28 protein-coding genes are annotated in these 24,669 nt (G+C 60.4%); 6 read left to right on the top strand and 22 right to left on the bottom strand.

All coding sequences use genetic code 11. The features are described from left to right. Positions 1 to 38 precede the first annotated feature (38 nt). The gene (locus ACVWVY_RS32520; protein WP_456630213.1) at positions 39 to 536 is read right to left on the bottom strand and encodes a ferritin-like domain-containing protein; all 498 of its coding nucleotides are present in this window, start codon (positions 534 to 536) and stop codon (positions 39 to 41) included. Positions 537 to 711: 175 nt separating this feature from the next. Between ACVWVY_RS32520 and ACVWVY_RS32515 the strand changes: the two genes are divergently transcribed. The 4 genes from ACVWVY_RS32515 to ACVWVY_RS32500 all read left to right on the top strand — a co-directional run bounded on the left by ACVWVY_RS32515 (position 712) and on the right by ACVWVY_RS32500 (position 4,881). Then, positions 712 to 2,148 carry a PAS domain S-box protein gene (locus tag ACVWVY_RS32515; protein WP_456630212.1) on the top strand — a complete coding sequence of 479 codons (1,437 nt, stop codon included), beginning with the start codon at positions 712 to 714 and terminating at the stop codon, positions 2,146 to 2,148. 609 nt (positions 2,149 to 2,757) lie between these two features. Then, positions 2,758 to 3,951, top strand: a complete 1,194-nt coding sequence (locus tag ACVWVY_RS32510; protein WP_456630211.1) for a patatin-like phospholipase family protein — start codon at positions 2,758 to 2,760, stop codon at positions 3,949 to 3,951. Between the two features lie 208 nt (positions 3,952 to 4,159). Then, positions 4,160 to 4,657, top strand: coding sequence for a hypothetical protein (locus ACVWVY_RS32505; protein ID WP_456630210.1), 498 nt, complete (start codon positions 4,160 to 4,162; stop codon positions 4,655 to 4,657). Between the two features lie 11 nt (positions 4,658 to 4,668). Beyond that, positions 4,669 to 4,881 carry a hypothetical protein gene (locus ACVWVY_RS32500; protein ID WP_456630209.1) on the top strand — a complete coding sequence of 71 codons (213 nt, stop codon included), beginning with the start codon at positions 4,669 to 4,671 and terminating at the stop codon, positions 4,879 to 4,881. Between the two features lie 104 nt (positions 4,882 to 4,985). Here the strand turns inward: ACVWVY_RS32500 and ACVWVY_RS32495 are convergent, their stop codons facing one another. After that, on the bottom strand, positions 4,986 to 5,429 hold the full coding sequence (locus tag ACVWVY_RS32495; protein WP_456630208.1) for an NUDIX hydrolase: 444 nt from the start codon (positions 5,427 to 5,429) through the stop codon (positions 4,986 to 4,988). Between the two features lie 151 nt (positions 5,430 to 5,580). Between ACVWVY_RS32495 and ACVWVY_RS32490 the strand changes: the two genes are divergently transcribed. Continuing rightward, on the top strand, positions 5,581 to 5,757 hold the full coding sequence (locus tag ACVWVY_RS32490) for a hypothetical protein (RefSeq protein WP_456630207.1): 177 nt from the start codon (positions 5,581 to 5,583) through the stop codon (positions 5,755 to 5,757). Positions 5,758 to 6,471: 714 nt separating this feature from the next. Here the strand turns inward: ACVWVY_RS32490 and ACVWVY_RS32485 are convergent. The 5 genes from ACVWVY_RS32485 to ACVWVY_RS32465 all read right to left on the bottom strand — a co-directional run bounded on the left by ACVWVY_RS32485 (position 6,472) and on the right by ACVWVY_RS32465 (position 10,533). After that, positions 6,472 to 7,326: an MBL fold metallo-hydrolase gene (locus ACVWVY_RS32485; RefSeq protein ID WP_456630206.1), complete on the bottom strand. Its 855-nt coding sequence runs from the start codon at positions 7,324 to 7,326 to the stop codon at positions 6,472 to 6,474. Between the two features lie 133 nt (positions 7,327 to 7,459). After that, positions 7,460 to 8,017, bottom strand: a complete 558-nt coding sequence (locus ACVWVY_RS32480) for a cyclase dehydrase (RefSeq protein ID WP_456630205.1) — start codon at positions 8,015 to 8,017, stop codon at positions 7,460 to 7,462. After that, complete coding sequence (locus ACVWVY_RS32475) at positions 8,010 to 9,206, bottom strand: zinc-dependent alcohol dehydrogenase (RefSeq protein WP_456630204.1); 1,197 nt, start codon at positions 9,204 to 9,206, stop codon at positions 8,010 to 8,012. The genes ACVWVY_RS32480 and ACVWVY_RS32475 overlap by 8 nt, the downstream gene beginning before the upstream one ends. Positions 9,207 to 9,363: 157 nt before the next feature. Then, the gene (locus ACVWVY_RS32470; RefSeq protein WP_456630203.1) at positions 9,364 to 9,921 is read right to left on the bottom strand and encodes a YciE/YciF ferroxidase family protein; all 558 of its coding nucleotides are present in this window, start codon (positions 9,919 to 9,921) and stop codon (positions 9,364 to 9,366) included. Positions 9,922 to 10,275: 354 nt separating this feature from the next. Beyond that, positions 10,276 to 10,533 (bottom strand): hypothetical protein, encoded by a 258-nt coding sequence (locus ACVWVY_RS32465; RefSeq protein ID WP_456630202.1) that lies wholly within the window; start codon positions 10,531 to 10,533, stop codon positions 10,276 to 10,278. Between the two features lie 90 nt (positions 10,534 to 10,623). Between ACVWVY_RS32465 and ACVWVY_RS32460 the strand changes: the two genes are divergently transcribed. Next, on the top strand, positions 10,624 to 10,950 hold the full coding sequence (locus tag ACVWVY_RS32460; RefSeq protein ID WP_456630201.1) for a hypothetical protein: 327 nt from the start codon (positions 10,624 to 10,626) through the stop codon (positions 10,948 to 10,950). A 72-nt stretch (positions 10,951 to 11,022) separates the two neighbouring features. Here ACVWVY_RS32460 and ACVWVY_RS32455 read toward each other — a convergent pair whose 3' ends face one another. The 15 genes from ACVWVY_RS32455 to ACVWVY_RS32385 all read right to left on the bottom strand — a co-directional run bounded on the left by ACVWVY_RS32455 (position 11,023) and on the right by ACVWVY_RS32385 (position 24,654). Then, a complete protein-coding gene (locus ACVWVY_RS32455; protein WP_456630200.1) occupies positions 11,023 to 11,382 on the bottom strand; it encodes a c-type cytochrome in 360 nt (119 codons plus the stop codon). Positions 11,383 to 11,418: 36 nt separating this feature from the next. Next, entirely contained in the window at positions 11,419 to 12,057 is a 639-nt protein-coding gene (locus ACVWVY_RS32450) for a c-type cytochrome (protein ID WP_456630199.1), read from the bottom strand. Next, positions 12,054 to 12,878, bottom strand: a complete 825-nt coding sequence (locus ACVWVY_RS32445) for a substrate-binding domain-containing protein (protein WP_456630198.1) — start codon at positions 12,876 to 12,878, stop codon at positions 12,054 to 12,056. The genes ACVWVY_RS32450 and ACVWVY_RS32445 overlap by 4 nt, the downstream gene beginning before the upstream one ends. After that, entirely contained in the window at positions 12,862 to 14,670 is a 1,809-nt protein-coding gene (locus tag ACVWVY_RS32440; RefSeq protein ID WP_456632365.1) for a methanol/ethanol family PQQ-dependent dehydrogenase, read from the bottom strand. The genes ACVWVY_RS32445 and ACVWVY_RS32440 overlap by 17 nt, the downstream gene beginning before the upstream one ends. Positions 14,671 to 14,838: 168 nt before the next feature. Further along, positions 14,839 to 15,594 (bottom strand): heme-binding protein, encoded by a 756-nt coding sequence (locus tag ACVWVY_RS32435; protein ID WP_456632364.1) that lies wholly within the window; start codon positions 15,592 to 15,594, stop codon positions 14,839 to 14,841. 37 nt (positions 15,595 to 15,631) lie between these two features. Next, entirely contained in the window at positions 15,632 to 16,615 is a 984-nt protein-coding gene (locus ACVWVY_RS32430; RefSeq protein ID WP_456630197.1) for a cytochrome c oxidase assembly protein, read from the bottom strand. Beyond that, positions 16,603 to 16,956 carry a hypothetical protein gene (locus ACVWVY_RS32425; protein ID WP_456630196.1) on the bottom strand — a complete coding sequence of 118 codons (354 nt, stop codon included), beginning with the start codon at positions 16,954 to 16,956 and terminating at the stop codon, positions 16,603 to 16,605. The genes ACVWVY_RS32430 and ACVWVY_RS32425 overlap by 13 nt, the downstream gene beginning before the upstream one ends. After that, positions 16,953 to 17,552 carry a cytochrome c oxidase subunit 3 gene (locus ACVWVY_RS32420; RefSeq protein WP_456630195.1) on the bottom strand — a complete coding sequence of 200 codons (600 nt, stop codon included), beginning with the start codon at positions 17,550 to 17,552 and terminating at the stop codon, positions 16,953 to 16,955. The genes ACVWVY_RS32425 and ACVWVY_RS32420 overlap by 4 nt, the downstream gene beginning before the upstream one ends. Then, entirely contained in the window at positions 17,549 to 19,468 is a 1,920-nt protein-coding gene (gene ctaD, locus ACVWVY_RS32415) for a cytochrome c oxidase subunit I (protein WP_456630194.1), read from the bottom strand. The genes ACVWVY_RS32420 and ctaD overlap by 4 nt, the downstream gene beginning before the upstream one ends. Next, positions 19,465 to 20,475, bottom strand: coding sequence for a cytochrome c oxidase subunit II (gene coxB, locus ACVWVY_RS32410; RefSeq protein ID WP_456630193.1), 1,011 nt, complete (start codon positions 20,473 to 20,475; stop codon positions 19,465 to 19,467). The genes ctaD and coxB overlap by 4 nt, the downstream gene beginning before the upstream one ends. A 77-nt stretch (positions 20,476 to 20,552) precedes the next feature. Continuing rightward, complete coding sequence (locus ACVWVY_RS32405; protein ID WP_456630192.1) at positions 20,553 to 20,687, bottom strand: hypothetical protein; 135 nt, start codon at positions 20,685 to 20,687, stop codon at positions 20,553 to 20,555. A 108-nt stretch (positions 20,688 to 20,795) separates the two neighbouring features. Further along, complete coding sequence (locus ACVWVY_RS32400) at positions 20,796 to 21,008, bottom strand: hypothetical protein (RefSeq protein WP_456630191.1); 213 nt, start codon at positions 21,006 to 21,008, stop codon at positions 20,796 to 20,798. Between the two features lie 406 nt (positions 21,009 to 21,414). Continuing rightward, positions 21,415 to 22,707, bottom strand: a complete 1,293-nt coding sequence (locus tag ACVWVY_RS32395; protein ID WP_456630190.1) for a cytochrome P450 — start codon at positions 22,705 to 22,707, stop codon at positions 21,415 to 21,417. Positions 22,708 to 22,912: 205 nt separating this feature from the next. Beyond that, positions 22,913 to 23,389: a DUF2269 family protein gene (locus ACVWVY_RS32390; RefSeq protein WP_456630189.1), complete on the bottom strand. Its 477-nt coding sequence runs from the start codon at positions 23,387 to 23,389 to the stop codon at positions 22,913 to 22,915. Then, on the bottom strand, positions 23,389 to 24,654 hold the full coding sequence (locus tag ACVWVY_RS32385; protein ID WP_456630188.1) for an SDR family oxidoreductase: 1,266 nt from the start codon (positions 24,652 to 24,654) through the stop codon (positions 23,389 to 23,391). The genes ACVWVY_RS32390 and ACVWVY_RS32385 overlap by 1 nt, the downstream gene beginning before the upstream one ends. Positions 24,655 to 24,669: the final 15 nt, after the last annotated feature.

Here is a 24,669-nt window from a genome sequence, read left to right as displayed (position 1 = left end):
GCTTGGACCCAGCCGATCAACGTGCGGCACTTCTCCAGTCAGGCGGCCGCACGTTCCCGTTCCAGGTAGGCAAGCGTCACCTTGGGCACATTCTCGTCAACCCATGCCGCCATTGCTTCCTCCTCCTTTAGGGACTGCTCCAGCATGGCGCGAGAGTTCTCGGCTCCTGCAGGCCCACACAAGGTGAGCAGGGATTTGTAGGCGGCGATCTCGAAGTGCTCGAAGGCATTGTTGGCAAAGGTGTTCTTGAGAATTTCGTCTCCGGCCATCGAATGCCCGAGCGCCATGATGTTTCCCATCACCGACTGCGCCGTGTCCTTGAGGGTCGAGGTGCTCTCGCCCATCGACGACAGGCATTTCTCCAGCCGGTTGAGCTGCTCCTCTGTTTCACGCAGATGTCCCCGCACCTTTGCCTGAACCTCGGGGTAGTCCGTGAGCCGCTCGGATTGCCGCTCCATGAGCTCCCTGGCCTGAACCTCCATCGAGTGAGCGTTACGCAAGCCCACCACAAATATGTCTCGTGCCGTTGATGCCATTTCCGTTCTCCATCTGACGCGCGTTCGGCGCTAGGGCGTCCAACCGGCATGCGCGTGAGTCGTTCCAAATCACGCCTGGCTGCGGCCGAGGAGGGGGCTGGCGCTCCGCGTACGAAGCCCAAAATGGTGGGCCCTGGGAATTCCTCCCGCTGCCAGCTGCGGGGCAATAGAGCCTTTGGCCATTATCGATAGAGTTTCGAACTTTGTCCCGAACTGGATGTTGATCTCTTTTCCGGTGTTGAGGAAATCAGCCGTGGAGCGGAGACCCAGGAAAGCTGCAGCAGAAGAGATCGATCTCTTCCATCATATCGTCGAGAGCGCCACCGATTTTGCGGTGTTCGCACAGGACGAGAACGGAAATGTAGTGACCTGGAACGTTGGCGCAGAGCGCCTCATCGGCTACTCCGAACAGGAGATTGTAGGCCAAAGCGGCGACGTGATTTTCACGCCTGAGGATCGCAGCTCAGGTGCTCCCGAGCGCGAACGCACGCAGGCCGCCCAGTCCGGCAGGAGCGAGGACGAGAGATGGCATCAGCGCAAGGACGGCTCACGCTTCTGGGGATCCGGTCTCATGATGCCGCTTCGGACCGGCGATGGCTTCGTCAAGATCATGCGCGATCGCACCGCGCAGCACCTCCAGGAAATCGAACTAAGCGAAAGCGAGGCACGCTTTCGGATGCTGGCGACCTCGATACCTCAATTGGTGTTCCGGTCAGCTGGAGACGGAGCACGACGCTGGGGTAGTCCGCAGTGGGAGATTTATGCCGGCTTGTCAGATGCCGAAAGCCGTGGCTTCGGATGGATGGAGGCCATACATCCCGATGATCGCGCAATGACTCGCGACCGCTGGGGAGAGGCGCAGGACTCGGGCGAGTATTACATCGAACACAGAATTCGCCGGCACACCGATGGCGAATACCGTTGGCATCAGACCCGGGCCAAACCGGCGGGCGCGGCATCGGCGGAATGGGTGGGCACTTCGGCCGATATACACGAAATGCGAACCCTGCAGGATCGCCAGCAAGTGCTGCTTTCGGAGCTGCAGCATCGGACCCGCAACCTGCTGTCTTTGGTACAGGCCATTGCCCGTCAGACGGTGAGGTCAAGCCCTTCGCTGTCCGAGTTCTCTCGGCAGTTTGAAAGTCGGTTGGCGGCATTGTCGCGCGTGCAGGGAGTTCTCGCCCGCACCGATCAGGGCCCGATCGAGCTCGAGCAAATTGTGCGGGCTGAACTCGAGGCCCATGGGGCTGGCGAAGGCGTAGAGATCGGCGGCCCGTCCGTCGAACTTGCCCCAAACGCGGCCCAGGCTTTGGCGCTTGCGCTGCACGAACTCGCTACCAATGCCGTGAAGTATGGTGCATTGCGGCACTCGGGAGCGCTGGAGGTAAAGTGGGATCTGCGCGAGAGCAACGGCGATAGCCGGGTCAGGCTTGAATGGCGGGAAAGCAACGTCCCGCTTCCGAAAGGGCCCGCGGCGTCCGGGCGCAAGGGGTACGGGCGCGAGCTTATCGAGCGGGCCTTACCGTATCAACTCGATGCGGTCACCAACTTCGAACTCGCCGCCGATGGTGTGCGTTGCTCCGTCGAAATACCATTGGAACGAGACAAATGAATCGGCCGGCTCAACTGTTGCGCGGCGCTCGGGTGTTGATCGTCGAGGACGAATATCTTCTGGCGCGGGATATGGCCGAATTTTTTGAGAATCTTGGAGCGCAAATTGTGGGCCCCGCCGGTACCGTTAGAGATGCGCTTGGCTTGATCGACTCGTGCGAAATTCAAGCTGCGGTTCTCGACGTTAATCTGAGAGACGAGCGGGTCTACCCGGTTGCCGACATGCTGACGCGGAAAAAGATTCCCTTCGTATTTGCTTCGGGGTATGGCAGCGAACTTGACCCGAGGCCTATGCCGGTGCGCCGAGATGCATCAAGCCGGTCGATTTTGCGGAGTTGGGCCAAACGCTCGAGGACCAGGTCAAGCGCCGCACAGGCGCGGGTCGATAACGCGACCATTGGTGATGGCGATGTGCCACGTGCTTCACACTACAATTTCCGGACTGTGCGAAGGATTGGTCGAGCCCCCGCCGTTCAATTATCTCACCTTGGAAAGTGCCTTGTTTTCCCCGGGGCCGACTGGCGGAACGAAAACACGCGCCGAAGGGTTGCGTCATCGACCCCTGCCCCGGGGCGGCCGTCGAACATCGCGGCCGGGCTACCAGTGACCGATGGAAAAATCTCCCGCTACAGTCGCCATGGTTTTTGCCGGCGGCCTCGGATTGGCCGCTTACCATGCCGGCGCCTATCAGGCGTTCTCCAGACGATCCACGCCGTTGCACTGGGTCGCCGGCTCCTCCGCCGGAGCGGTTACGGCAGCCTTGATCGCCGGCAATCGCAGCGAAAGGCGAATCGAGCGCCTTCGCGCCTTCTGGAATTTTCCGCCACCGGAGAATCATCGACCCGTCCCCTGGCGGCATCTGTATGGTTGGATCGGTGCGCTGGGCACTCGGCTCATAGGCAGCCGCGGCCACTTTCATCCACGCATGCCGTCGATGGATCCATTCGTATTCCGCAGTCTTTACGATCTCAGTCCGATGCGCGAGCGAATTGAGTATCTCATTGACTTCGATCGGCTCAACAGCGGAGAGATCCGGATATCGGTTGCCACCACGGATATCGAAACCGGCGAACCCGTGATCTTCGATTCATCGAAGACGCGAATTGAGGTCGATCATTTGATGGCGAGTTGCGGATTCCTGCCGGAGTTCGCCCCTGTGGAACTCGGCGGTCGCCTTCTCGGTGACGGCGGGTTGTCCTTGAATGCGCCGTTCGATCCCGTCCTGGATAGCGCTATGGAAGGGGATCTCCTGCTCTATGTCCTCGATCTCTACGCCCGCGACGGTGCCCCGCCGAACTCGTTGGAGGCGGCCTTGGAACGAAAGAACGATCTTCTGTTCGGCAACCAGACGTTCCTCCGGTTGAAATATTGTGCCGAACTGCGGCGGGCTCGAAGAAAGCTGGAAGATAACGCGTCAGACTCGCGGGACAGGATTATCCTGCTGAGCTACCGGCCCGGCACTGAAGAACCAGGCCCTGAGAAGTCATTCGAATTGTCCAGCGCTGCCTTGGCGCAGCGTTGGAACGCCGGCACTCTGGATATGGACTATGCGATGGACTTCAGCCCTGACGAGCAACTTGTAGCCGTGCGCCGGAAGGAAGGTGGCTCGCCGTCGCGATCCGTCGAGCCCGTTGGGCGTCGGGCGAACATGAATGGCAAGAGAGAGCCTGAACCTCCGCGTCGCGGCGAGGATTTGCCGGGCGCCGGACCACATGCCGATCCCAAACTAACAGATCCAGGCAAGACGCCAGGTACGGGAATGTTGCCGGAAACGAAAGACCCGAACCAGAGCCCCACCGGATAGCTGGTAAGCACGTTAGAACGCAAATTGCGCGTAGGCTGCAGCGGCCGTGCGACTTTCGAAGAGATATCCTGTCCTCAGCGGGCTCTCGCGAGCCCGCTTTTGCGTCCGCAAAGCTCGATCGACCGAAATGCGATGTTCTCGGTTCCGAAGAACCTTGGGGTTCGAGGAGCGTTATTCGGGGAAGGGCGCCGAACATCGAGGAAGGACCATGGCAAGAAAGCACGTCAAGCTGAACAAGCCGAGTGACGCCGATCTCTACCGCAATCCTCTGATCGGCGGATCAAAGGGTGCCACGATGGCGCAGGTGACACCGGAAGAGCTCGAGGACTTCGAAGGCGTCAATACATTCGAATTGGACATCGAAAACGACACCAATGCGCAGGGTGGCGTCGACAAGGCCGACGTGCGCAACCGCCGACGGGCTCCGCCCAGAAAAGACCGCGCCAGCGGTTCACGGACTGGATCGCCGCAGGGGCGGAAAACCCATGAGCAGCAGCTTCGCATGCTGGAAAGGAAGCCGGATCTGCCCGACGCGCGACAGCTCGAACAGGATAATGCGCGTGCAGAGGGATCCGCAAAACTGCCGCGGCATGAGGACGCAAGACAATCGGAATTCGCCGTCAGTCGCGGCGGCCTCAACCAGGAGAGCCAGCACAACAAGCACAACCACCCAGGCCAGACCGGCCACAAGCCCCAGAAGCAGTAAGGATGAACACCATGGCACGTGAAGATGGCAAGCATCTTGGACCGGCTACCAAAGGTCAGGGAAAGGGTACGGGGACGGGCGGCATGACCGACCTACAGGACGAATTGGTTGGAGAGAACACGGTGCTCTCGAACCGAGACAAAGCCCGCGATCGCGGCCAAGACACCAAGTGGGTTCAAACAGAGCAGCTCGAAGATCACGACAGCAACAAAGGACGCGGTTAGCGAGGCTGTGATCGAATCTCAGATCGGGATCGGATCGACGTTGTTGGACCAGCTGGCGCGCCCATGTCGCTGTCTCCTGATGAGGTAGCGGCGGAATGGCAGATTTAGTCCTGATCTCCAAAATTCTTGATCGCGCGCCTCAATCCGGATTTCTTCACGAGCTTGGCCGCCTTGCGGGGAGCAACCCACATTCGGCTCCTCTCCTGCTTCTCCGGCCAGTGGTTCTGCTGGCGTGTTACCTCGAGCGGAAAGATTTGGACTTCGCATACCACCTGCTGGTTCTTCCTTTGCCTGCGCTTCCGGAAGCGACCGATTTCCGCTTCGCCGATGTCTCCCCGCACGCCAGCTTCCTCGTACGCTTCGATGACCGCGGTCTGCTGAGGCGTACTGCGTCTGATCGGCCATCCCTTGGGTACCGACCAGCGACGTTTCTTTCTGGTCGTGATCAACAAAATCTCAAGATCATCATCGCGCACTCGATAAGGGAGGGCTGCAAACTGTTTAAACCTCACCGACTGGTCCTCCGAAAACGCTAGAACAAACTGCATTGGGCATGGTTCCTGAAAGATCGACCAGCGGGTTCGCGCGCTGCTCGCAAGCAATACTGGAGCTTGGACTCAATCTGATCGAAAAGCATAACCTCTCATCGGCAGGAACGGCCTTCGACTTCGACCGTTGATTAGGCACAAGGAGGCTTCAATGAGCAAACTCCCACCCGTACCCCCGGAACAGCGTAGCCCGAAAGGTCCTGGATCCGATCCCGAAGTTGACAAGGACGATGATCGGTCGACGGAAGACCGCAACCTGCGCGAACAGGGCCGTCAAGGGAATATCTATCAAAACACTCACAACCAAGGTTACCAGCAGGATCGATAGCGATGCCACGCAAAAATCCGGAGGCTGAACGGTTCGGTGGTCCCGGCTCATCAAGCCAAGACCGCTCCCATCCGGAAAAAAACAGGGAGAAGGTCCGCTCTCCCGAACCGGGCAGCCCAACGAACAGCCGATCATCCAAGGTGTCCGGGGGCGGAGGCGCACGGGACAAGCATCATTCTCACGATCCCCGCCACCGAAGCTGATCAACCGGACGCGAGCCCATCAGGGACTGGGCGAGGGGGACGGGCCTGGCGTCGAGGAGCGCTGTTGGAAGTCATTGCAGCCTTCCAACGGTCATTTCTTTTTGCAAGCTCTCGTCGGAGGAATTGAGTCCGGGGAACGATCGCCGATCCTTTGCATTGAGCGGCAAAGGATAACCCGACATGAAAAGGAATGTATCTTACGCGATCATCATCCCCATCGCCGTGGTCTGCTTTGCCGTTGTCCTGATGCTTTGGTCAATGGCAGGAACCAACGGAGGTGGCACTACTACGGGGAGCGCCTACACGCGGCCGAATGAAATGCCCGTTCAGGCGCCGACCGCACCCAGCAATGACACCGCGGCGGATAGCGCGCGGACTCCCAATACTCCGCTTAACAAGAGCCGCTAGCCGTTCCTTGGCGGGCTATCAGGACGGATGAAGTAAGCCGCGGGAAACCACTCGCGCCGGTCTCACGTCTGCCAATCCGCATATGATGAGCCACCGGCGCCAGTTACAGCGCATAGCGGCCGTGTTTTGGTACCGCTATATCCTCAAAGCGTTCGGCGAGCTGCGTGAGCGCTGATCTCATCCCGGCGCCTTGCATGGCCTGACCATGGCCGGTCACCACGGTTTCCGGTCCGAGTGCCGCCAGGTTCAACACGGATTGCCTGGCGCTCGGCCAATCCGGAGTGAAGTACATCGGCGGGCCGTGCATCTCGGGAGCCTGCGTCACCGCGGCGTAAACCGACTCCTGCTTCGTAGTGACAAAGGCGTCGCCCGCAATCAACAGGCGGTCGGCGTTCCGCCAAAGCGAAACGTGGCCGGGAGAATGTCCCGGTGTATGCAGCCAATGCCAGCCCGGCATTCCCGGGATGGAATGATCATCGGGCAGTGCCTGTAGCCGCGGGCTCACGTCGATCGGACTTGTCGGATAGAACGGGGAGAGCAGAGCCATCAGTCCGCCGCCGACACCGGGGTCAGCCGGAGGATAGGAGGTGGTCCCGTCAAGATATGGATGCTCCAGCCTGTGGGCATAGACAGGCACATCCCATTCGGCTGCGAGCGTCTCGAGCGAGCCGACATGATCAAAATGCCCGTGCGTGAGAATAATCGCAGACGGGCGGCCGGTCTGCCCAAATCTCGCCTGTGCTGCGGAGCGTATCGCAGATGCGGATCCAGTAACGCCGGCGTCGATCAGCACCCATTGGCCGTCTCCGGCGCCAGGTGGTCCAAAGAAAATGACATTCACGATGGCAATCTGGCGATAGGCGACGTCAGGTGCTATCTGGCGCGTCTTGTCGTCGCGGACCTCGTCGGCTTCAGGGTGCTCAGCGCGTGCGCTGTCGGGAAGCGGAATTTGGTTCATGCATTTCCTCGATAGCTGGGCGGCATCGCGGGACTGCATCGAATGGGCTCCCGCTGGCCCCTCCAACATGCATCCTTCCAAGTCGTTCCTACGCCTCCCTGATCAGCAGCGCGTCGGGACTTCCAAGCCAAGTCTAGCGGCCGCCGTTTGCAACCGTCCACGGCCGCAGCAATTCCGGCGTCCTCATATCGTCGGGAACCTTAAAGTCCCGAGCTGCTCCTCTTGCGGCTTTCAGGCCGAGCGGAAACCCGCTGCGAACGCTGTAATCCCTCGTAGCAGTCTTCCGGCTGCCTTTTCCGGATTGCAATCCGCTGGCACAGGCCAGATCGACCAACGTCACGGCCGCCAGTGTCGCGACCGCAAGTGCGTTTCTGCCCTTGCTCTCGTTGTCCTGCCGAACGCCGGCCGCGACGGTTGCGATATCGGCGATGTCGCCAGCTACCCTGGTCCACATCCAGGGTTCTGGATCGTGACTGCCGAGGATGGCAACGCCGGTTGCGATTTCGCGCGCGCCATAGCCTCGAATGACCGGCTCGAGATCTTTTAAGCCGGCCGCCCTGCAGATGGCCCGCGGCGCGATCAGCTCGGCAACCCCAAGCGCAATGGAGAAGTACCCGAGGCCCCTGGCCAGTCTGTCATGCGATGATTGCGAGCGCCCGGGGAGGGCTGTTCTCCGAACGACATCATGCATGGAGGCCTCCATTCATCCCGGGCTTCAACACCACCTTGATGCAGCCGTCCTGCTTGTCACGGAACGTCTTGTACATCTCAGGCCCGCTTTCGAGCGGCTCGGTATGGGTGATCACGAACGACGGGTCGATCTGGTTTTCCAGTATCCGATTGAGCAGGTCGTCAGTCCACCGGTTCACATGGGTCTGACCGGTGCGGATGGTCAGTCCCTTGTTCATGACGGCTCCCAGCGGGATTTTGTCCAACAGGCCGCCATAGACGCCGGGAATCGAGAGAACGCCGGCCGGACGGCAGACATACATCATCTCGCGAAGCACGTGCGGACGATCGGTTTCCAGCATCATGGCCTGCTTGGCGCGGTCGTACATCGAATCCACCGAACCAGTCGCATGAGCTTCCAGGCCTACGGCATCGATGCATTTTTCCGGACCCTTGCCGCCCGTGAGCTCGTTCAGTCTCTCCACGACACTTTCTTCTTCAAAGTTGATCGTGATCGCGCCGCCTGCCTTGGCCATCGAGAGGCGCTCGGGAAGACGATCGATCGCGATGACCTGTTTGGCGCCGAGCAGCACAGCGCTTCTGATCGTCATTTGCCCGACAGGCCCGCAGCCCCAGATGGCGACAGTGTCGGTCGGTTGGATGTCGCATTGAACCGCAGCTTGCCACCCAGTCGGGAATATATCGGACAAGAACAGCAGCTTTTCGTCGGGAATACCGTCCGGCACCTTGATGTGCGTGGTGTCGGCAAACGGGACGCGCAGATATTCCGCCTGGCCGCCGGGATAGCCGCCGGTCAGATGTGTATAGCCGAACAACCCCGCAGTCGTGTGTCCGAACGCCTTGTCTGCAAGATCCTTGTTGCGGTTCGTCGTTTCGCAAACGGAAAAGTTCCCACGCCTGCATTGTTCGCATTCGCCGCAGATAATGGTGAATGGTATCACCACCCGATCGCCCACCTTGAGCGATTTCCTTGCCGCCGGACCAACCTCTACCACCTCGCCCATGGTTTCATGGCCCATCACGTCCCCGGATTTCATTCCGGGCATGAAGTGGTCGTAGAGGTGGAGGTCCGAGCCGCAAATCGCGCAACTGGTTACCTTGATGATGGCGTCCCGCTCTTGCTCGATCCGGGGATCGGGTACGCTCTCACAGCGGATGTCCGTGGTGCCATGCCAAACGAGTGCCTTCATCGTGACCTCCGCTGCTTGAAAAAACTGTCGTTCTCGTTGAACATCAGCCGAACGCGTTCGTTCCTGGCATCTGTTTGTAAGGCCGCGACGCGGCGCGGCCTCACAAGTTCATGGCGACTCTGCAGGAGCGCTGTTTGGATCGGACATTTGGGCCGGATCAGGCGTCTTCCGTTTCCTCTTGCTCGGCCTCCAGATTGATCACGGAGGTCGCAAGCTCGGTCAGCGTCTTGTCGGTTGCCTCCTCCTCATCCAGCGTCTCCTGCAGCAGACCTGCCGCATCGGACATGCCGAGTTGTTCGGCCCAGGTCCGAAGGGTGCCGTAGCGGGAGATTTCGTAATGCTCGACCGCTTGCGCAGCGGCGACGAGCCCGGCATCCAGGGCCGGCATCCCGCGAAACTCCTTCATGATCTCCGCGCCCTCATCGGCGATGCCGTTGATCGCGTCGCAGGTCTTTCCACGCGCCGGCTTGCCGATGATGCGGAAGACGCGGTCGAGGCGCTTGACCTGACCCTGGGTTTCCCGGAGGTGCTTGTTGAAAGCCGCAGACAACTCCTTCGACTGCGCTGCTTTGGCCATCTTCGGCAGTGTCTTGATGATCTTGTTCTCCGCGAAGTAGATGTCCTTGAGCGCTTCATGGAAGAGATCGCTCAGCTTCTTCTGTGGTCTGCTGGTGCGGCGCGCAGCGGATGTTCGCTTCTTTGCTCGTTTCGCCATGATTTCTCCTGTCGGCCCTTTGGAAAATGCCCGTCCCGTCCATCAATGTTGCGTGACGTCGAAGGTTCCAACCTGGTTCGGCCAGCAAGATAGCTGCGGCAACGCTGTTGAAGTGGAGCCTGTGCATTCGGCGCCCGGTGGCCTTAGCGCGGGTGAGCGACGATTCGCTCCGTCTTCGCCGCGCTGGAACCAAACCACTAAGTTCGTCGTTTGCGGGCCACAGGCCGATGCGGACGTACCATCGGCATTTTGAACGCCGCCGCTTAGGTCCCTCCCAACGTGACGGCGGCGTTTTTGCCGAAATGACAAGGGGAGTTCGGCAGTTTGGAAATTCTGCGGCCGGAGTTTAGTTGGTCATTTTGCGGCGCCGGTCGTCGGCCCGCCGGGCGTTCCTGGCGTTGTTGCCGTACGAGCCGGGTTATTCGGCGTACTCGAGCTGCCGACCGTTTGGCCGGTCGAACTGCTCGCGGTTTCGCTGCTGGTCCACGGGTGCCATAGCGCCAGCAGCGCGACGACGATGATCGCAGCGATAATGGCGGCTATTGCACCCGTTCCCATTCCGCTGCGATTTCCGGCACCAGCCAGCGACCTGTTTTCAAGATCATCCCTCATGTAAATCTCCTTTGAGCCTTCATAGCAGTCCCGGTCAAATCAGGCGCTTCAAGCCGCCTAATTTGACCAAGGTCATTTCAGCAGTTCGGCATGCCGGCCGGACGCATGCTGGCGGAGCCGCTTCCCGACGAACCGGTACTCGAAGATCCGGTAGTGCCCGGCGTGGCGGAGCCAGTTGTTGAGCTGGATCCCATGCTGTTGCTCGACCCACCGGTGCCGGTACTCGATGCGGTGTTGGTCGACCCGCCGGTATTCGATCGCACCTGGTTCGTGCTCACATCCCAGCACTGGCCGCTGTTCGCGGCGGCCCCGCTCGAAGTGCCGGATGAGCCACTTGACTGTGCCGCTGCAAGGCCTGTGGTAACTAGCAGCATGGCTGTCGCTACAGCTAATGATTTCATATGTGTTTCCTCCTAGGGGCTGGATGCCCGAGATCGGAAACATGAAACATCCGTGGACGTTCCTAAAAGAATCAGGAGTTTTGCCGCTTCATTTCAGGGTGTAGAGGAATGCGGTGATGTCGCGCGAATCCTGCGGCGTGACACCCATTCGCGGCATCGCATTTCCGGGCAGGGCCTTTTGCGGATCCTGGATCCATTGCGCCATGTTTTCAGGCGAATTGCTGAAGAAGCCTGCGATGTAGGTACGGGTGCCAATGTGCAGCAGGGGAGGACCAACGTTGCCGGTTGCATCGACGATGCCGGGAATCAAATGGCACCCGCCGCAGCCATATTGTTTGATCAAAACCACCCCGCGCTTGGGATCGCCGGAAAAGTTCGCGGGACCATCTTCCGATTTCGCATCACAGCCGGCAAGGAAGAAGCAGGCTAGGACGAGCGCCAGCGCCACGGTGACTGCCTCTCCGTTGCGTCTCCTGCCCATCTCTTAAGGCTTCTGACCGGAGCTGAACTTCCTGGTAGCGGACCAAGGATCTGACGTCGTGGCCTGCTGTGATGGAAGCTGCTCCACATCCGGCGAGAGCGGCGATTGCGAGAAGGTGCGCCCCCATTGCCGGCTCGGCTCATTGCTGATTTTTCCGATATAGGTCACGATGTCCCAGATCACGGCATCAGGAAGCACGGCACCCCACGCCGGCATTCCGTTCGGCCGTCCCTGATAGATCGAGAGATAGATGTTTTCGGGCTCGGGGCCGTAAATGAAGATGTTATTGCTGAGCGACGGCCCCATGCCGCCGCCACCATTGTCGGCGTGACATCCATTGCAGTTGAAGTTGATGAAATATTGCATGCCGCGGTTGATTGCCTGCTGATCGCCCTGGGCCGGATTCTTGATTACCGGGCGGCTCGGCGATGCGCCGGGCGCGAGCCGGCTGACCGGCACTTGCATGAACACGCTTGATTGGACATTGCCCATGGTCTCGCCGAAATCGGGACGGACGGCGACGCCGGGTTGCTGGGCCTGCTGTGATCGGGGCAGGCTCTGCTGGCCGGTTGCCGGGATCGCGAACAGACCGGCTGCGAAGATCAAAAGTACAAAGTCGGCTGCGGCGGATCGTCCGTTCATCGACGCTCTCCCGCTACGGAAGAGAACCGCTTTTCCACGAGCGGAACGCCATAGCTTGCCAGCAAAGCGGTGATCTCCGCGCTATTCTGAGCGATAAAATCGTTCAATTGATCCCGCAGCGCGTGATCGCCCTTGCGCACGCCCATCGCAATGTCGAATTGAAACTGCTGCGGCGCGAATCGCTCGCCCGCCACGATGGGAGTAACTGTCAGCGGGATCCCTGACTTTTTCGCAGCAAAGCCCGCCAGCGGTCCCCAGGCCGCGGCGATGTCGATCTCGCCACGCTCCACCGCCTCGATCATTCGAGCCGGCGGATCGGGTTCGCGATAGTCGCCGTAAATCATGAAGCCACGAACGTTATCGATGATCCCCTGCTGTCCGAGGGCATGTGCCGGCGGGGTGTTGTTGCCGTCATCGCCAATCAGATGGACACCGATGGTGAGGCTGCGCAGCTGCGGGTCGTCGATGGCGTCGAGCTGAAGACGGCGCGCGGTCTGGCTGACGAAGACGTAGGTCGAACGATAGTAGGGCCGGGTGGTTTCCACGAGATCATAATGCGCCGGCACGCCCATCACCAGGTCGCAGTCGCCCGCCTTCAGCGTATGCCGGATGAAACCGCGGCGCTGCGCCCACCAGGTGTAGGCGACGGCCTTGCCAAATTTCTGCGCCACCATCTCGGCGAGCTTGTTCTCAAAGCCTTCTCCCGCGCGGTTCGAGAACGGCAGATTGTTTGGATCTGCGCAAACCCGCAGCGTACCTGGCTCGGCGGCAGCCGAGGCGGCCATCGCAACAAGAAAGACCGCGCTAACGAGGCTGCGCATTACTGTTGTCCTTTGAAGCGGCCGGACCGAGCTTGAACACCAGAAGCTCGCTGCCTCCGGCGGTATAGAACGGGAGGTCCTGCGTGGCGCCGGTGAATCCCAGCGCTGCATTGCGCACGCGCGGATCGACTTCAGCGTTCGCAACCACGCCGGGCCATCCGCCAACGCCCGACAGGATCGCCACATATTGCTGACCATCGGAGCCGCGATAGGTTACAGGCTGTCCGATAAAACCGGAGCCGGCGCGGAATTGCCACAACACATTGCCGCTTCTGGCGTCGACAGCTTTGAACAGACGATCCATCGTGCCGTAAAACGTCACGTCCCCCGCGGTGACCAGCGTGCCTGTCCATACCGGAAGCTTCTCATGGATCTCCCAGACCTTCTTCTTCGCGACGGGGTCCCATGCCATGAACTCGCCGCGATAACCACCGGGCCCGGCGTACATGTCGACAGAAGCGCCAATAAACGGCGTGCCGGCGATATAGCCGACCTCGCTCGACTTGAAATCCATGCAGAGATGCTGGTGCGGCACATATAACAGGCGGGTACGCGGCGACCAGGCGGATGGTTGCCAATCCTTGGCGCCGGGAGCAGCGGGACAGATATCATTGATGGTTTGACCGAGGATCGGGGTCTTTTCGCCGTTCGGAATGATCCTGCCGGTCTTCAGGTCGACCCCCTTGTATGAATTCACGTGGTCGTAAGCGTCGGCCGAGATTACCTCGCCGGTAGCACGATCGATCACGTACATGTAGCCATTGCGTCCGGGGTGGATCAGGACCTTGCGCGTGGTGCCGTTGATCTCGAGATCGACCAGGACATTTTCATTGACCTCGTCATGATCGAAAAGGTCGTGCGGGTTGATCTGATAGGCCCATTTCGCGTGGCCGGTATCGGGATCGCGCGCGAAAATCGCCGCGGTCCAGAGATTGTCGCCACTGCGCTGGTTGGCATTCCAGGGGCTTGGATTGGCAGTACCGTAGTAAATCAGGTTCAGCTCGGGATCATAGGAGATCCAGCCCCATACCGTGCCGCCGCCTACCTGCCACCGATCGGCGGGCCAGCTTGTGACACCAAGATCCTTGCCCTTGAGACTGTCGTAAATGGGCTTGAAGTCGTCGCCGATAAGGACTTCGCTATCAGGTCCGGTCGAATGCGCCCGCCATTTGATAGCCCCGGTATCCTCATCGAGGGCGGTGAGCCAGCCGCGAACCCCGAGTTCGCCGCCACTGTTGCCGACCAGCACCTTTCCCTTCACGACGATCGGCGCCATCGTGATGGTCTCGCCGCGGTTGATCTCGCCCAATTTGGTGTGCCAAAGCTCCTTGCCGGTCTTGGCATCGATTGCGACCGTGTGATTATCGAGCGTATTCAGGAATATCTTGCCATTGTCGAAAGCCAGCCCGCGATTGACGACGTCGCAACACGCCACGCCTTTCGCCGCAGGCTCCGGGCGTGGAGCATAGGACCATTTCAATTCGCCTGTGGTGGCATCGAGCGCAAACACCCGGTTGGGATAGGGGCCGTCATAAGGGCCGACGACATACATGTTGCCGTCGACAATGATCGGCGCCGCTTCTTGTCCGCGATCGGCACCGACCGAAAAAGTCCACGCGACCTGAAGCTGCGATGCGTTGGACGTGTTGATCTGGTCGAGTTCGCTGTAGCGCGTGTTGGCGTAATCGCGCGCGGCCATCGGCCATTGACCGGCATCTTTCATCCGCGCCGTCAGGTCGCTCGACGGCGCTTGAGCGAAAGCGGGACCTGCCAGCAATGACGTTCCCATCATCGCTATCCAGCCTGCCGCCAGTGCTGTCTCACGAAGATAGGTCCAGAACATCAGCGGCACTCCGCTCTGCCAAATTCGACGGAAGTTCCGTCCAGACGGAACCTACAATCCTTTTCGACCTGTTTCGTTCCTTCCCAGGCGCAACGCCGAAGCAGGATGATCCCGCGTTTACCTCACCGCGCTTGAGTTGACGCCGGCGCCGAGATCGACAGCGATCTGGTCTTCTCTGCCGTCGCACTTCGGGTGCCCAAACCCGGAGGTGCTCTTTCCGTCCGGACCGATGTCGTAAATGATCGCATCCTTCATGTTCGGACTGACGCCGGCCGGCACATGGTCCAGGCCGAGGAGATGCCGCACCCGCCAAGCCACATTGTGATCCGCGCAAGCGCTGTCCCCGCTTACGCCGAGCCCGCCCGCTACGCCGTTGCCGTCGTAAAGCGCCAGCCCACCGCCGAATACGACGACGCCGCCGAGCGGCTTGCCGACGAACGGATCGCTCGCGCTGCCATATTCGGAAGCCTGGCCGGCGTAAAGCGCGGCAGGGTTCGGCAGGCTGCTCAGCGCGGCGCCGAACAAATATCCGCCGGGTTGCGCTTGCGCGTACAGGTTGGCAGTTGCGACCGCCTTGTTCGGAAGGCTGAAGGCGTTCGCGGTGTGGGCTTTCTCCGCAGCGATAGCGCGGCTGCCGGGCCACTGGTCGCCGGCGTTATTGCCGCTGAAGGCGACGGCGCAGACGAGGCCGTCGCGGTTGACGACGGCAGCCCATTCGTGGTTGTCGAGGCCGCCATTGCTCGGACCGCCGCCTGGCTTGACGCTCTTCTTCAAGATATCGGCCAATCGATCATGGTCGACCGGGCATGATGGGCTGGTATTGTTCGGCGCCTGAGCGGCGATTGGCGAGGCACCGAGCATTGCAACTAGCATGATGGCGGCTGGCGAGAATTTCATCCTGTGCATCGGCCTAAGCTCCGGTGACGGTTCGCGCGGATCTCGTTTGAACAAAATCGGCGGAGCGTTGTTCCGCTTCAGTAAAGGATACCGCCCGCGCGGCTGCCCCCGACAGCGATAGCCAGCGATACGCAAAGAACAGGCCAGCGCAGGTGTAGAGTGTGCCCATTGGAATCCACATCAGCAGTCCGGCAAGCTGCTGATCTTCGAGTGGTGTGAGGCCGAACTCCGCCGCCAGAAGGCCCTGTTGCGGGAACCAGAGGCGGGGCGAGAGCGTGAGCAGGGCGCCCAGCAGACCGGAGTGGAGTACGGTGACGAACAGGCAGGCGACGCTGATCCCGTCGCGGATATGCGTGCCGCGGCCGGCGCCCCGTCCGCAAAACAGCACCCACCAGAACAACAAGCCGGTGAGAAGGAAGCTGATGTGCTGCAGGCGGTGTACGAGCCCATTCTCGAGCACCAGCCGATAGAGCGGGGGCGCGTGCCACAGCCAGAGCGCAAGACCGTGAAGCACCGTCGCCGTCACGGGGTGACTGATCGAGCCCCAACAGGCGGCGATCAGCCCTGTCGTGACCAGGCGACCCGCGGCAGGTCGCCATGATTGAGGAAGGCTCCACAGCAGGGCGCCGTTGATTCGTGCGTACGCCATCAACGGCGCGGCGACGACCATCAGCAGTTCATGTTCGATCATGTGCGCGCTGAACAACCGCTCGCCCAGCCAGTGCAGGGGAGAGGTGATGGCAAGCCCCAGCACCAGCCAGCCGGCCCAAAATGCGGCGACCTGCCCGAGGTGAACGCCTCGTCCGAATCCCGCGGCATGCCAGACGCGCTGCGTTCCCACATAGAAGCCGATGCCTATGAGATAGAGCGGGATCAGCAGCCATGGGTCGTAGCTCCAACTGGCCCATGAATTGAGCGCGCCCGATACGTCATGGGCGGCTGCAGGCGCGGCAGCGAGCGTGAGCAGAAGTGGGCAGAGCCATCTCATCGCAGGCACGGACTGATCATCAGCGCCGCCGCAAGCTGATTCAGGATGACAAGCGCGAAGATCACGCCGCTTCCGACGCCGAGCCAGGCCATGAAGTTTCGGGCGCGGCCCCCTTGAGCCTCGGCCCACTCCGCCGCCGCACCGCGGCGAATGGCTCGCAATGATATCAGGGTTCCAGATGCAGCCATGATGGCCATCAGGATCGAGAGCACAATGGTCGCCGAATTTGACTTGGCGCAAGCATGAGGCGTGATCGCATAAATGGTTTGCAGATTGATCGCCCAGGCTGCCGGACCCAGTGCCACGCCGGCCCAGTAGAGCGGAATTCTATGTGCGCCATCGGGGTTCATAGCCGCGGCGTCCAATCCAGGAGAATGTAGAGCGGTAGCCACGCGAGTACGACGAAGTTCCAATAGAACACGTTGTCCGTCACGTCGCTGAATCGTCGCGGGGTGGCATGATGGGTGAACATCAACACGGTCAGCACGATGGTGTCCCCAACATCCGTTGCGAGGTGCGTTGTGTGGAGGGCGAGCACGAACCAGACTACAGAGCCATAGGCGTCCTGATCCCATCTGGTGTTGAGATGCGCGAATTCAAATCCGCGGATCACCAGCAGGACCACCCCGATCAAGGTCATGATGACAAGGCCAATTCGCACCCTCCGCAAATCGATTTGGCGGGCCCAGCGGTTGGTGAACTGGTTCGGGATAACGCTGAGAACGAACACGGCGGTCGCGAGTGTCCCCGGCCATAGATCTGGCGGCGGGGAGTTGAGCGGCCATGTCGGGTTTACGGCGTACAGATAGAGATAGGCTGCGATCGCGACCGCAAATCCCATTCCTTCGAGGGCGATGAAGGCCATTGCGCCCCACCAGGGGCCGCTCTGCGAGCCGAAACCGCAAGTCGGCAGTTCATTGACGCTGCGAACGATGGTCTGCTTCACTCTTCGTCCTCCTTGCTGCCGGTGGGCCAGAACCAGCCAATCAGCGCAACGGCGATCGGGGGCGTGCCCCAGACCACCGCCCAGGGAGTGAAGATCGAACCTACAAGGAAAACTGTCGTTGCGACCGCTGTGAGCAGCGGCCAGATGCTCGGCTCGGGCGACGCCTCGCGTGTATGCGGCTCGGCATCCGCGACTGAGCTGAGCAAAACCTCGCGCCGCTCGACACTCAGGCCAGCAACCACGGGGAGATTTCCGCCATTTGCCCACAGCGGGTCGCGATGAGTGACGACGGGAATCCGCGAGAAATTGTAGGGTGGCGGCGGCGAACTGGTCGCCCATTCCAGCGTCGAAGCACCCCAGGGGTTGTCGCCTGCGAGTTCACCGCGACGGAGGCCGTGAATTACATTGACGATCAGCGTCACAAAGCTTGCGACGAAAACCAGGGCGCCGACGGTCGATAGCAGGTTCAGATGGTCCCATCCCATCTCCGGCGTGTAGGTGTAGACGCGCCGCGGCATTCCCATCAGCCCGAGAATATGCATTGGGAAGAATGCGATATTGAAGCCGATGAAGGCCAGCCAGAAATTCCAGCGGCCCAGCCTTTCGCCCAGCATGCGCCCGGTAATTTTCGGAAACCAGTAATAGACGGCGCCGATGAGCGGAAAAACGGCGCCGCCGATCAGGACGTAGTGGAAATGGGCGACGACGAAGTAGGTGTCGTGCACCTGCATGTCTATCGGCACCGAGGCGACCATCACGCCCGAGAGGCCGCCAAGGACAAAGATCGCGAAGAAGCCCAGCACGAACAGTAGCGGCGTGCGGTAGACCGGACGGCCGTCCCAAAGTGTCGCGAGCCAGCAGAAGATCTGCAGCCCGCTCGGTACGGCGATCAGCATGCTCGATGCCGTGAACATGCTGGCACCAAGTTGCGGCAGGCCGGTCACGAACATGTGGTGTACCCATAGCCCGAACGACAGGAAGCCGGTCGCGATCAGCGAGAGCACAATCATGGTATAGCCAAACACCGGGCGCCGCGCGAAAGTCGCGATGATCATCGAGACCATGCCGGTGCCGGGGATGAATATGATGTAGACCTCCGGATGGCCAAAGAACCAGAACAGGTGCTGCCACAGCAGTACGTTTCCCCCGGACGCCGTGTCGTAAAAATGCGTGTTAACCAGACGGTCCAGGATCAGCGTCGTCGATGCGACCATAATCGACGGCATCGCGAACAGCACGAGGAAGGAGGTTACCAGCATAGCCCAGACGAAGACCGGAATGCGGTCCAGGGTCATGCCGACGGCGCGCTGCTTGAACACCGTAACGACGATCTCGACCGCGACGGCAAGCGCCGCGACCTCGGTGAAGGTGATCATCTGCGCCCAGACATCGGCGCGTTTACTCGGGCTATATTGAAGGTTTGACAGAGGGACGTAGGCGAACCAGCCGACGTCGGGACCGACATTGAACAGGAACGCGAGCCAGAGAAAGCAGCCGCCGAATAGAAACATCCAATAGCTGAACGCATTGAGCCGCGGGAAGGCAATGTTCCGCGTCCCGACCATCAACGGAACGAAATAGACCGCGAATGCCTCCATCACCGGCACGGCAAACAGAAACATCATCGTCGAGCCGTGCATCGTGAAGACCTGATTGTAGAGGTCCGCCGACAGCAATTTTCGTTCGGCGCCTGCAAGCTGAAGCCGCATCAGCACGGCGAGTAATCCCCCGAGGATCAGAAAAGCGAAGGCCGTGAGGATATATCGTTTGCCGATCACCTTGTGATCGACCGATGTCAATGACCCGAGCCAACCCGAGGGCGTGCGCCACAGGGTCAGCAGCAAGGCCGCCAACTCGGATTGTTCGAGCTGGTTGTCGCGCAAGTCGCGGCCGGGTTCTCTGGCGATGTCGCTCACTGCAACTGCTCCAGATAATGAAGGATCGCGATCAATTCATCCGAGCGAAGCGGCATTTTCGGCATGAGATTGCCGGGCTTGATATGTTGCGGGTCCGCAATCCAGGCAGCGAGATTGCCGGAGTTTTGGGGCAGGGTGCCTGCGGCGATCGTTTCCCGGCTGGCGATATGGGTCAGGTCGGGGCCGAACTGGCCGCCGGCGAGCGTACCACGGATGGTGTGGCAAAGGCCGCAGCCGCGGCCACGAAATAACTGCTCGCCGCGGATGCTCAGTGGATCACTCGGGCTTGGCGCGCTTTGGTTCTGGTGATCGCGCCATCGTTTGTATTCGTCTGCAGGCAGGACCTTGACGGTGAACGCCATATGGGCGTGCTGCGCGCCGCAAAATTCTGCGCATTGGCCGCGGTAAATGCCGGGAGTTTTTGCGGTGAACTGCAGCGAATTCTGCTGACCGGTGATCAGGTCCATCTTGCCGGTCAGGCTTGGCACCCAGAAGCTGTGAATGACGTCTGCGGATTCCAGCTGAATTGTGATGGGCTGACCGACCGGCACGCGAATCTCGTTGGCGGTCGTAAAACTCAAGTGCGGGCTGTCGGCCTGGTACTGGACTTCCCACCACCATTGATGCCCGGTGATTTTGATGGTTACCGCGCTGGGGTCATTGGCGAACACCGTACGCTGCGCGCCATAGCTCACGACCGACAGGGCCAGGACGGTGATTGTCGTGGCAATTCCTGCAACGAGAACGACGTTTCCAGCACGGTGCTCAAATCCGGTGTGAAGATCGAGGGGCTGCTCGCGAAGCCGCTTGCGGCGGAGTAGGCCGAACAACAGCACCAGCATCACACCAACCCAGACCACGGTGGACACCGCAGTGAAAATCAGGAGGATCCGCTTGATTTCCTCCGATTGAGCGGCCTGCGCATTGAACGACGACTGCCATCCCGTACAGGAGGTGAGGACGCAACTTGCGGCAACCGCAAGACCCGATCTCAAGCAGACAGTCATCTTGTCCCGGAATCATGTGCTTTGAGCCGGCGCAACGGCGCAGAGCTACAAAGGTTCCAATTGGCGGGAACAGAGCACTAGAACGGCCATCCCCTTGCCGCTATTGCGATTGCCGCACCGCCGGCTCCCATCATCAGCAGTACGAGGAACGTCGCGATCAGCGCACCGGGCTGCGCAAACGCCGCGAATTCGTGCAACAGGATCTTCTTCATACCCGTAAACCGCGAATGGGTCAGAGTGTTCCTGCGCCGGAGGATGACGGTCACGCGACTGGGACCAACCGGCGGCCACCGGCAGGGACGGCTACCCCGATTGGCAGTTCAGAGCTTGTCAGGCGTCCAGTCGAGATCCTCATCACTCCTTCGTTCCGGATCGGCCGCACACGGCTTGATGGTAAGATCGTTTTCGAGAACAGGCGTGCCTTCGGTGTTGTCGACCAAGCCGGCCTCATCCGCTTTCTTCAGCGCCTCTTTCTTGGTAGGAAAGGTGCGGCTCAATTTCTGGTCGTCCTTGAAGACAGCATAAGCCATCATTCTCACCTCCCTTCGGCCTGAATACGTTGAACGGCATTGATCGTTCCACGCCGGTCAGGCTTGCCACGGACACTTCCGAGCCTCGGTCGCAAATAGGAACGACCTATCCTGCAGCTGGTTTGAGGGACTTCTCCAGGTAATCAAAGACAGAACATGAGTGAAATGGAACAGGCTCGAAGAGCCGGCGGAAGTGGTCGGGCGTTCACGGCTGTGGTGGTGCTGGCAATTATCGCCTGCATTGGATTGTTTGTCTGGCGGGCTGTCTCGAGCGAGCCTCCTGAAAGCCCGGTCACGGCGATAGAGAGCCGTTAGGCGGACCGCAGTCGTTTTCGGAAAATCGCCGAGCCTTCGCTGCAACAAGTTCGGCTCGAGCAAGTCTGCGCTGGAATCGGTCAGGCCTCGCGCGCTACGCGCCGATCAGGACGAAGGCGCGGCTGCCGGCTGCCTGCGCTCGCGTGCTAAGACGGATCTCAAAATGGTTCAACGTGCCCGGCAGTTGTTCCGGGTCGAGCTTGGGCGCGATCAGCGAAAGCGTCTTTTCGGCAAGCACCGCGTTGATCGCCAGGCAAGCCACTGACGGCACCAGATTGTGGGCCGGGCATATGGCGGGACCGCTGCTGAACGGGACGATGCCAAATTCGGCAAGAACATCATTCTGCGAGCGCCGCCAAATGTCCGGTGACATCTTGTTCGCAAACTCGAACCTCTCGTCGTCACGACCAAAGAACGAGGTGAAAATGATAATGCCCGTACCCCTTTCTATGAAACAATCGTCGTTCCATACTACGTCCTCGGTTGTTTCCCGCAGGATGGCCGGTGTGGTAGGCCATAGACGCAAGGCTTCGAGCACGCAGCGACGGATGAATGACTGGGAGGCTTCTCCAGGCGGCTGATCTCTCAACGCCTCCTCGCGCGCGCGTTCCATGAACTCCCGGTGACATGCCAACAAGGCAAGCGTCCGGAACGTCGTCATACCTGCCGGATCGAATGCAAACAGCCACTGTGCGATCTGGCTGCTCGGCTCGTATCGCGCGTCCGCCGGCATCATCGACGCAAGGCTGCCTCTCTCGGCATCGATCAAATATCGCTGCAATCTTTCATGCAGACGCGCGCGGCCGGTCCGATCTTGCGGCAGGAAAAACGCCCAGTTGGCGCGGGCCCGCAGGCGGTTGAACAGCGCGGTAAGGTCCTCGTCATCTCGTGCCCGGTCGCCAAGCACGATCCGGCGCACCACTCGAAACCACGCGTTCGCGAACGTCGCCCAGGCAATTTCATGCACATCCGCTCGCAGGATGGGCCGCAATTCGTCCTGGATGACCTCGTGGAAACGGGACACCAGGGGATGAACCGTGCTCGAGGTGCAAAGGGCAGCTTCATGCAGAGGCCGCAGCACGGCGCGTCGGGCCGGATCCGAAACCAGCACGTTGCCCGGCTCGAAATGATTGAGCGCGGCACGCTTTTCCTTGGTGTCCGTCCGAAATGGCCGGGGCGTGCCGTTCAGGACCTTGATCACGTCCCGGGCGTCGAGCAGCAACAACTGCGGCCGGCAAGGAATGGCGAGCAGGAGTGGAGCCGCCCCGTATTTTCGACGCAGGCGCTGCATTGCCTTGACGGCGCCGGTATCGAAGCCCATTCGCTCGGCGGCCGCTTCCATCGTTGGCCGCCGGATGAAAATCCCCTTTCCAAAGGTCGGCAGCATGACGCTGCCGAAGACGTGCAGCGTATCGATCGAATTCGCGCGGGCTACGGCGCCCCGGCAAGCCTCTCCAGCGTCCGCCCTATCGCTCATTTACCAATCCCAAGTATATGACCGTCAATTCCAGGCAACATTCAAGGTTCCAAGCCTCCTTGTTCCGTTCTGTAGGTGGACGGCGTTGGTGCAGAGGCGCGGACTGCAACGATGTTCAGGAAAATGTCATCTGGGGTTTGGCTATCATCAACCAGAATATGGCGGCGACGGCGGCGAAAGCTGGAATGCCGAAGGCAAACCAAAGCCAAAAAATCCGATGATATTGGTCAGGAAGCGGGGTGCCCTCTGCCGCGGCCTTCGCAGCGAGATCCCTCAAACGCATTTGCATCCAAACCACCGGCAGCCACAGCGCGCCTGTAATGACATACAGCACGATCGACCAAACGATCCATCCGTCCCAGAACGAATAGCCGACATTCCAAACAAGCAGCGAGCCCGTAATCGGCTGTACGATGACGGCTGTGGCGGTAAAGATGAAATCTGCAATCACAACAATCCGGGCGACGCCCGCGATAATGGCAGGCCTTCCGCCGAGGTGAGCCGCAAGCATGAAAAAGGCGATGCCCGCCCCCGTGCCGAGCAACACGGAAGCGCCGACGATGTGCAAATACTTCAAAACGAAATACTGCATCATCGATCCTCTAAAATCGCCAGAGCAACCAAATGCGCCACGATAATCGGCCAGATCTTCAGCATCGGCCCCAATGGATCGGCCCAGAGCCGAGGGACGAGGATGGTGCCGATGATCGCGTAGGTGAATGAGATGGCGATGGCCGCATAGAGCCCGTAGCGGCTGGTTGGCCGGTATGCAATCGCGATTCCGATGACTAGGTCCGCCAGCGCGCCGGCTACGACCGTAAGAACCGCAGTCGTTCCTTCCACGCCGCCCTCGCGCATGAGTCCGATACCATAGTCCCAGCCAGGCCCGAGCGAAACGAACGCGGTCGAGATCCAGAACAGACACAAGACGACAAATAGTGCCGGCTTCAGCAAATACATGCGCGCAAACCAGCGCTCCTGCACAGAAGCCGGTTCGGAGGCCAAGAACTCCGGAAGGCTCTTGGGATGGATCCCAAGCCGCTGCATATCTTCAAGGGTGCTTACGGCGCCTCGCGCGATCTCCCGCGCGGCAGTGCTTCGCACGGGAGGCCGCCAGCCAAGCAGCGAGATCATGTCGCCCAGTTTGTAGATGACGCCAGAAGCGAATTGCGGGAGGTGAAACTCGCGCGCCGGGGAGGCGCGATACCAACGGCGAAACAGCGAAACAACTTCCGAGAAAGAGTACCGATGCGGGCCCACCAGTTCGACAATTCTTCGGGTGGGCACGGCAGGGTCGAGAAAATGTTCTACGGTCCGGACGACGTCTTCCAGCAGGACGATCTGGAGCTGCCCGGTGCGGGGCATTACCGCGATCGCCGGAAGGGCGGCCAGGCCCCGCATGAGCGCGCTGGCGCCGTAGGCAGGGCGGCCGATCACAACAGAAGGCCGCAAGATGACCCAATCGAGGTCTCGCTCCATAAGAGCCTTATCGCCCGATAATTTCGTTTCGGAAAAAGCACTGGGCGTCTCCCGGTCGACGCCGATTGCGGAGAAATGGATGACGCGGCGGATTTGGAGCTGCTCACAGGCGGTGAAGAGGTTCGCAATGCCGTGGTGATGGACCATCGACGTGGAATCTGTTGGGCTGTCCTGAAGCACCCCTGCGCAATTCACGACCGCGTCCATGCCGTCGAGATGAGGTAACCAGTACGAGGGCGTTGTAGCCGCGGAAATATCAACTCGGTTAGCAGGACCGGCGCTTCTGCTCATGGAAATGACCGTATGACCGCGGGAGGACAGATGGGCGACGATCGCCGATCCTATCAGCCCGGTCCCGCCTATCAGGGCAATTTTCATCACCGTCTCCGCATT

The organism is Bradyrhizobium sp. URHC0002 (genome assembly GCF_054059515.1).
Note: the sequence above shows the minus strand (reverse complement) of the source record. Positions and strands in the feature narration are given on the sequence as shown.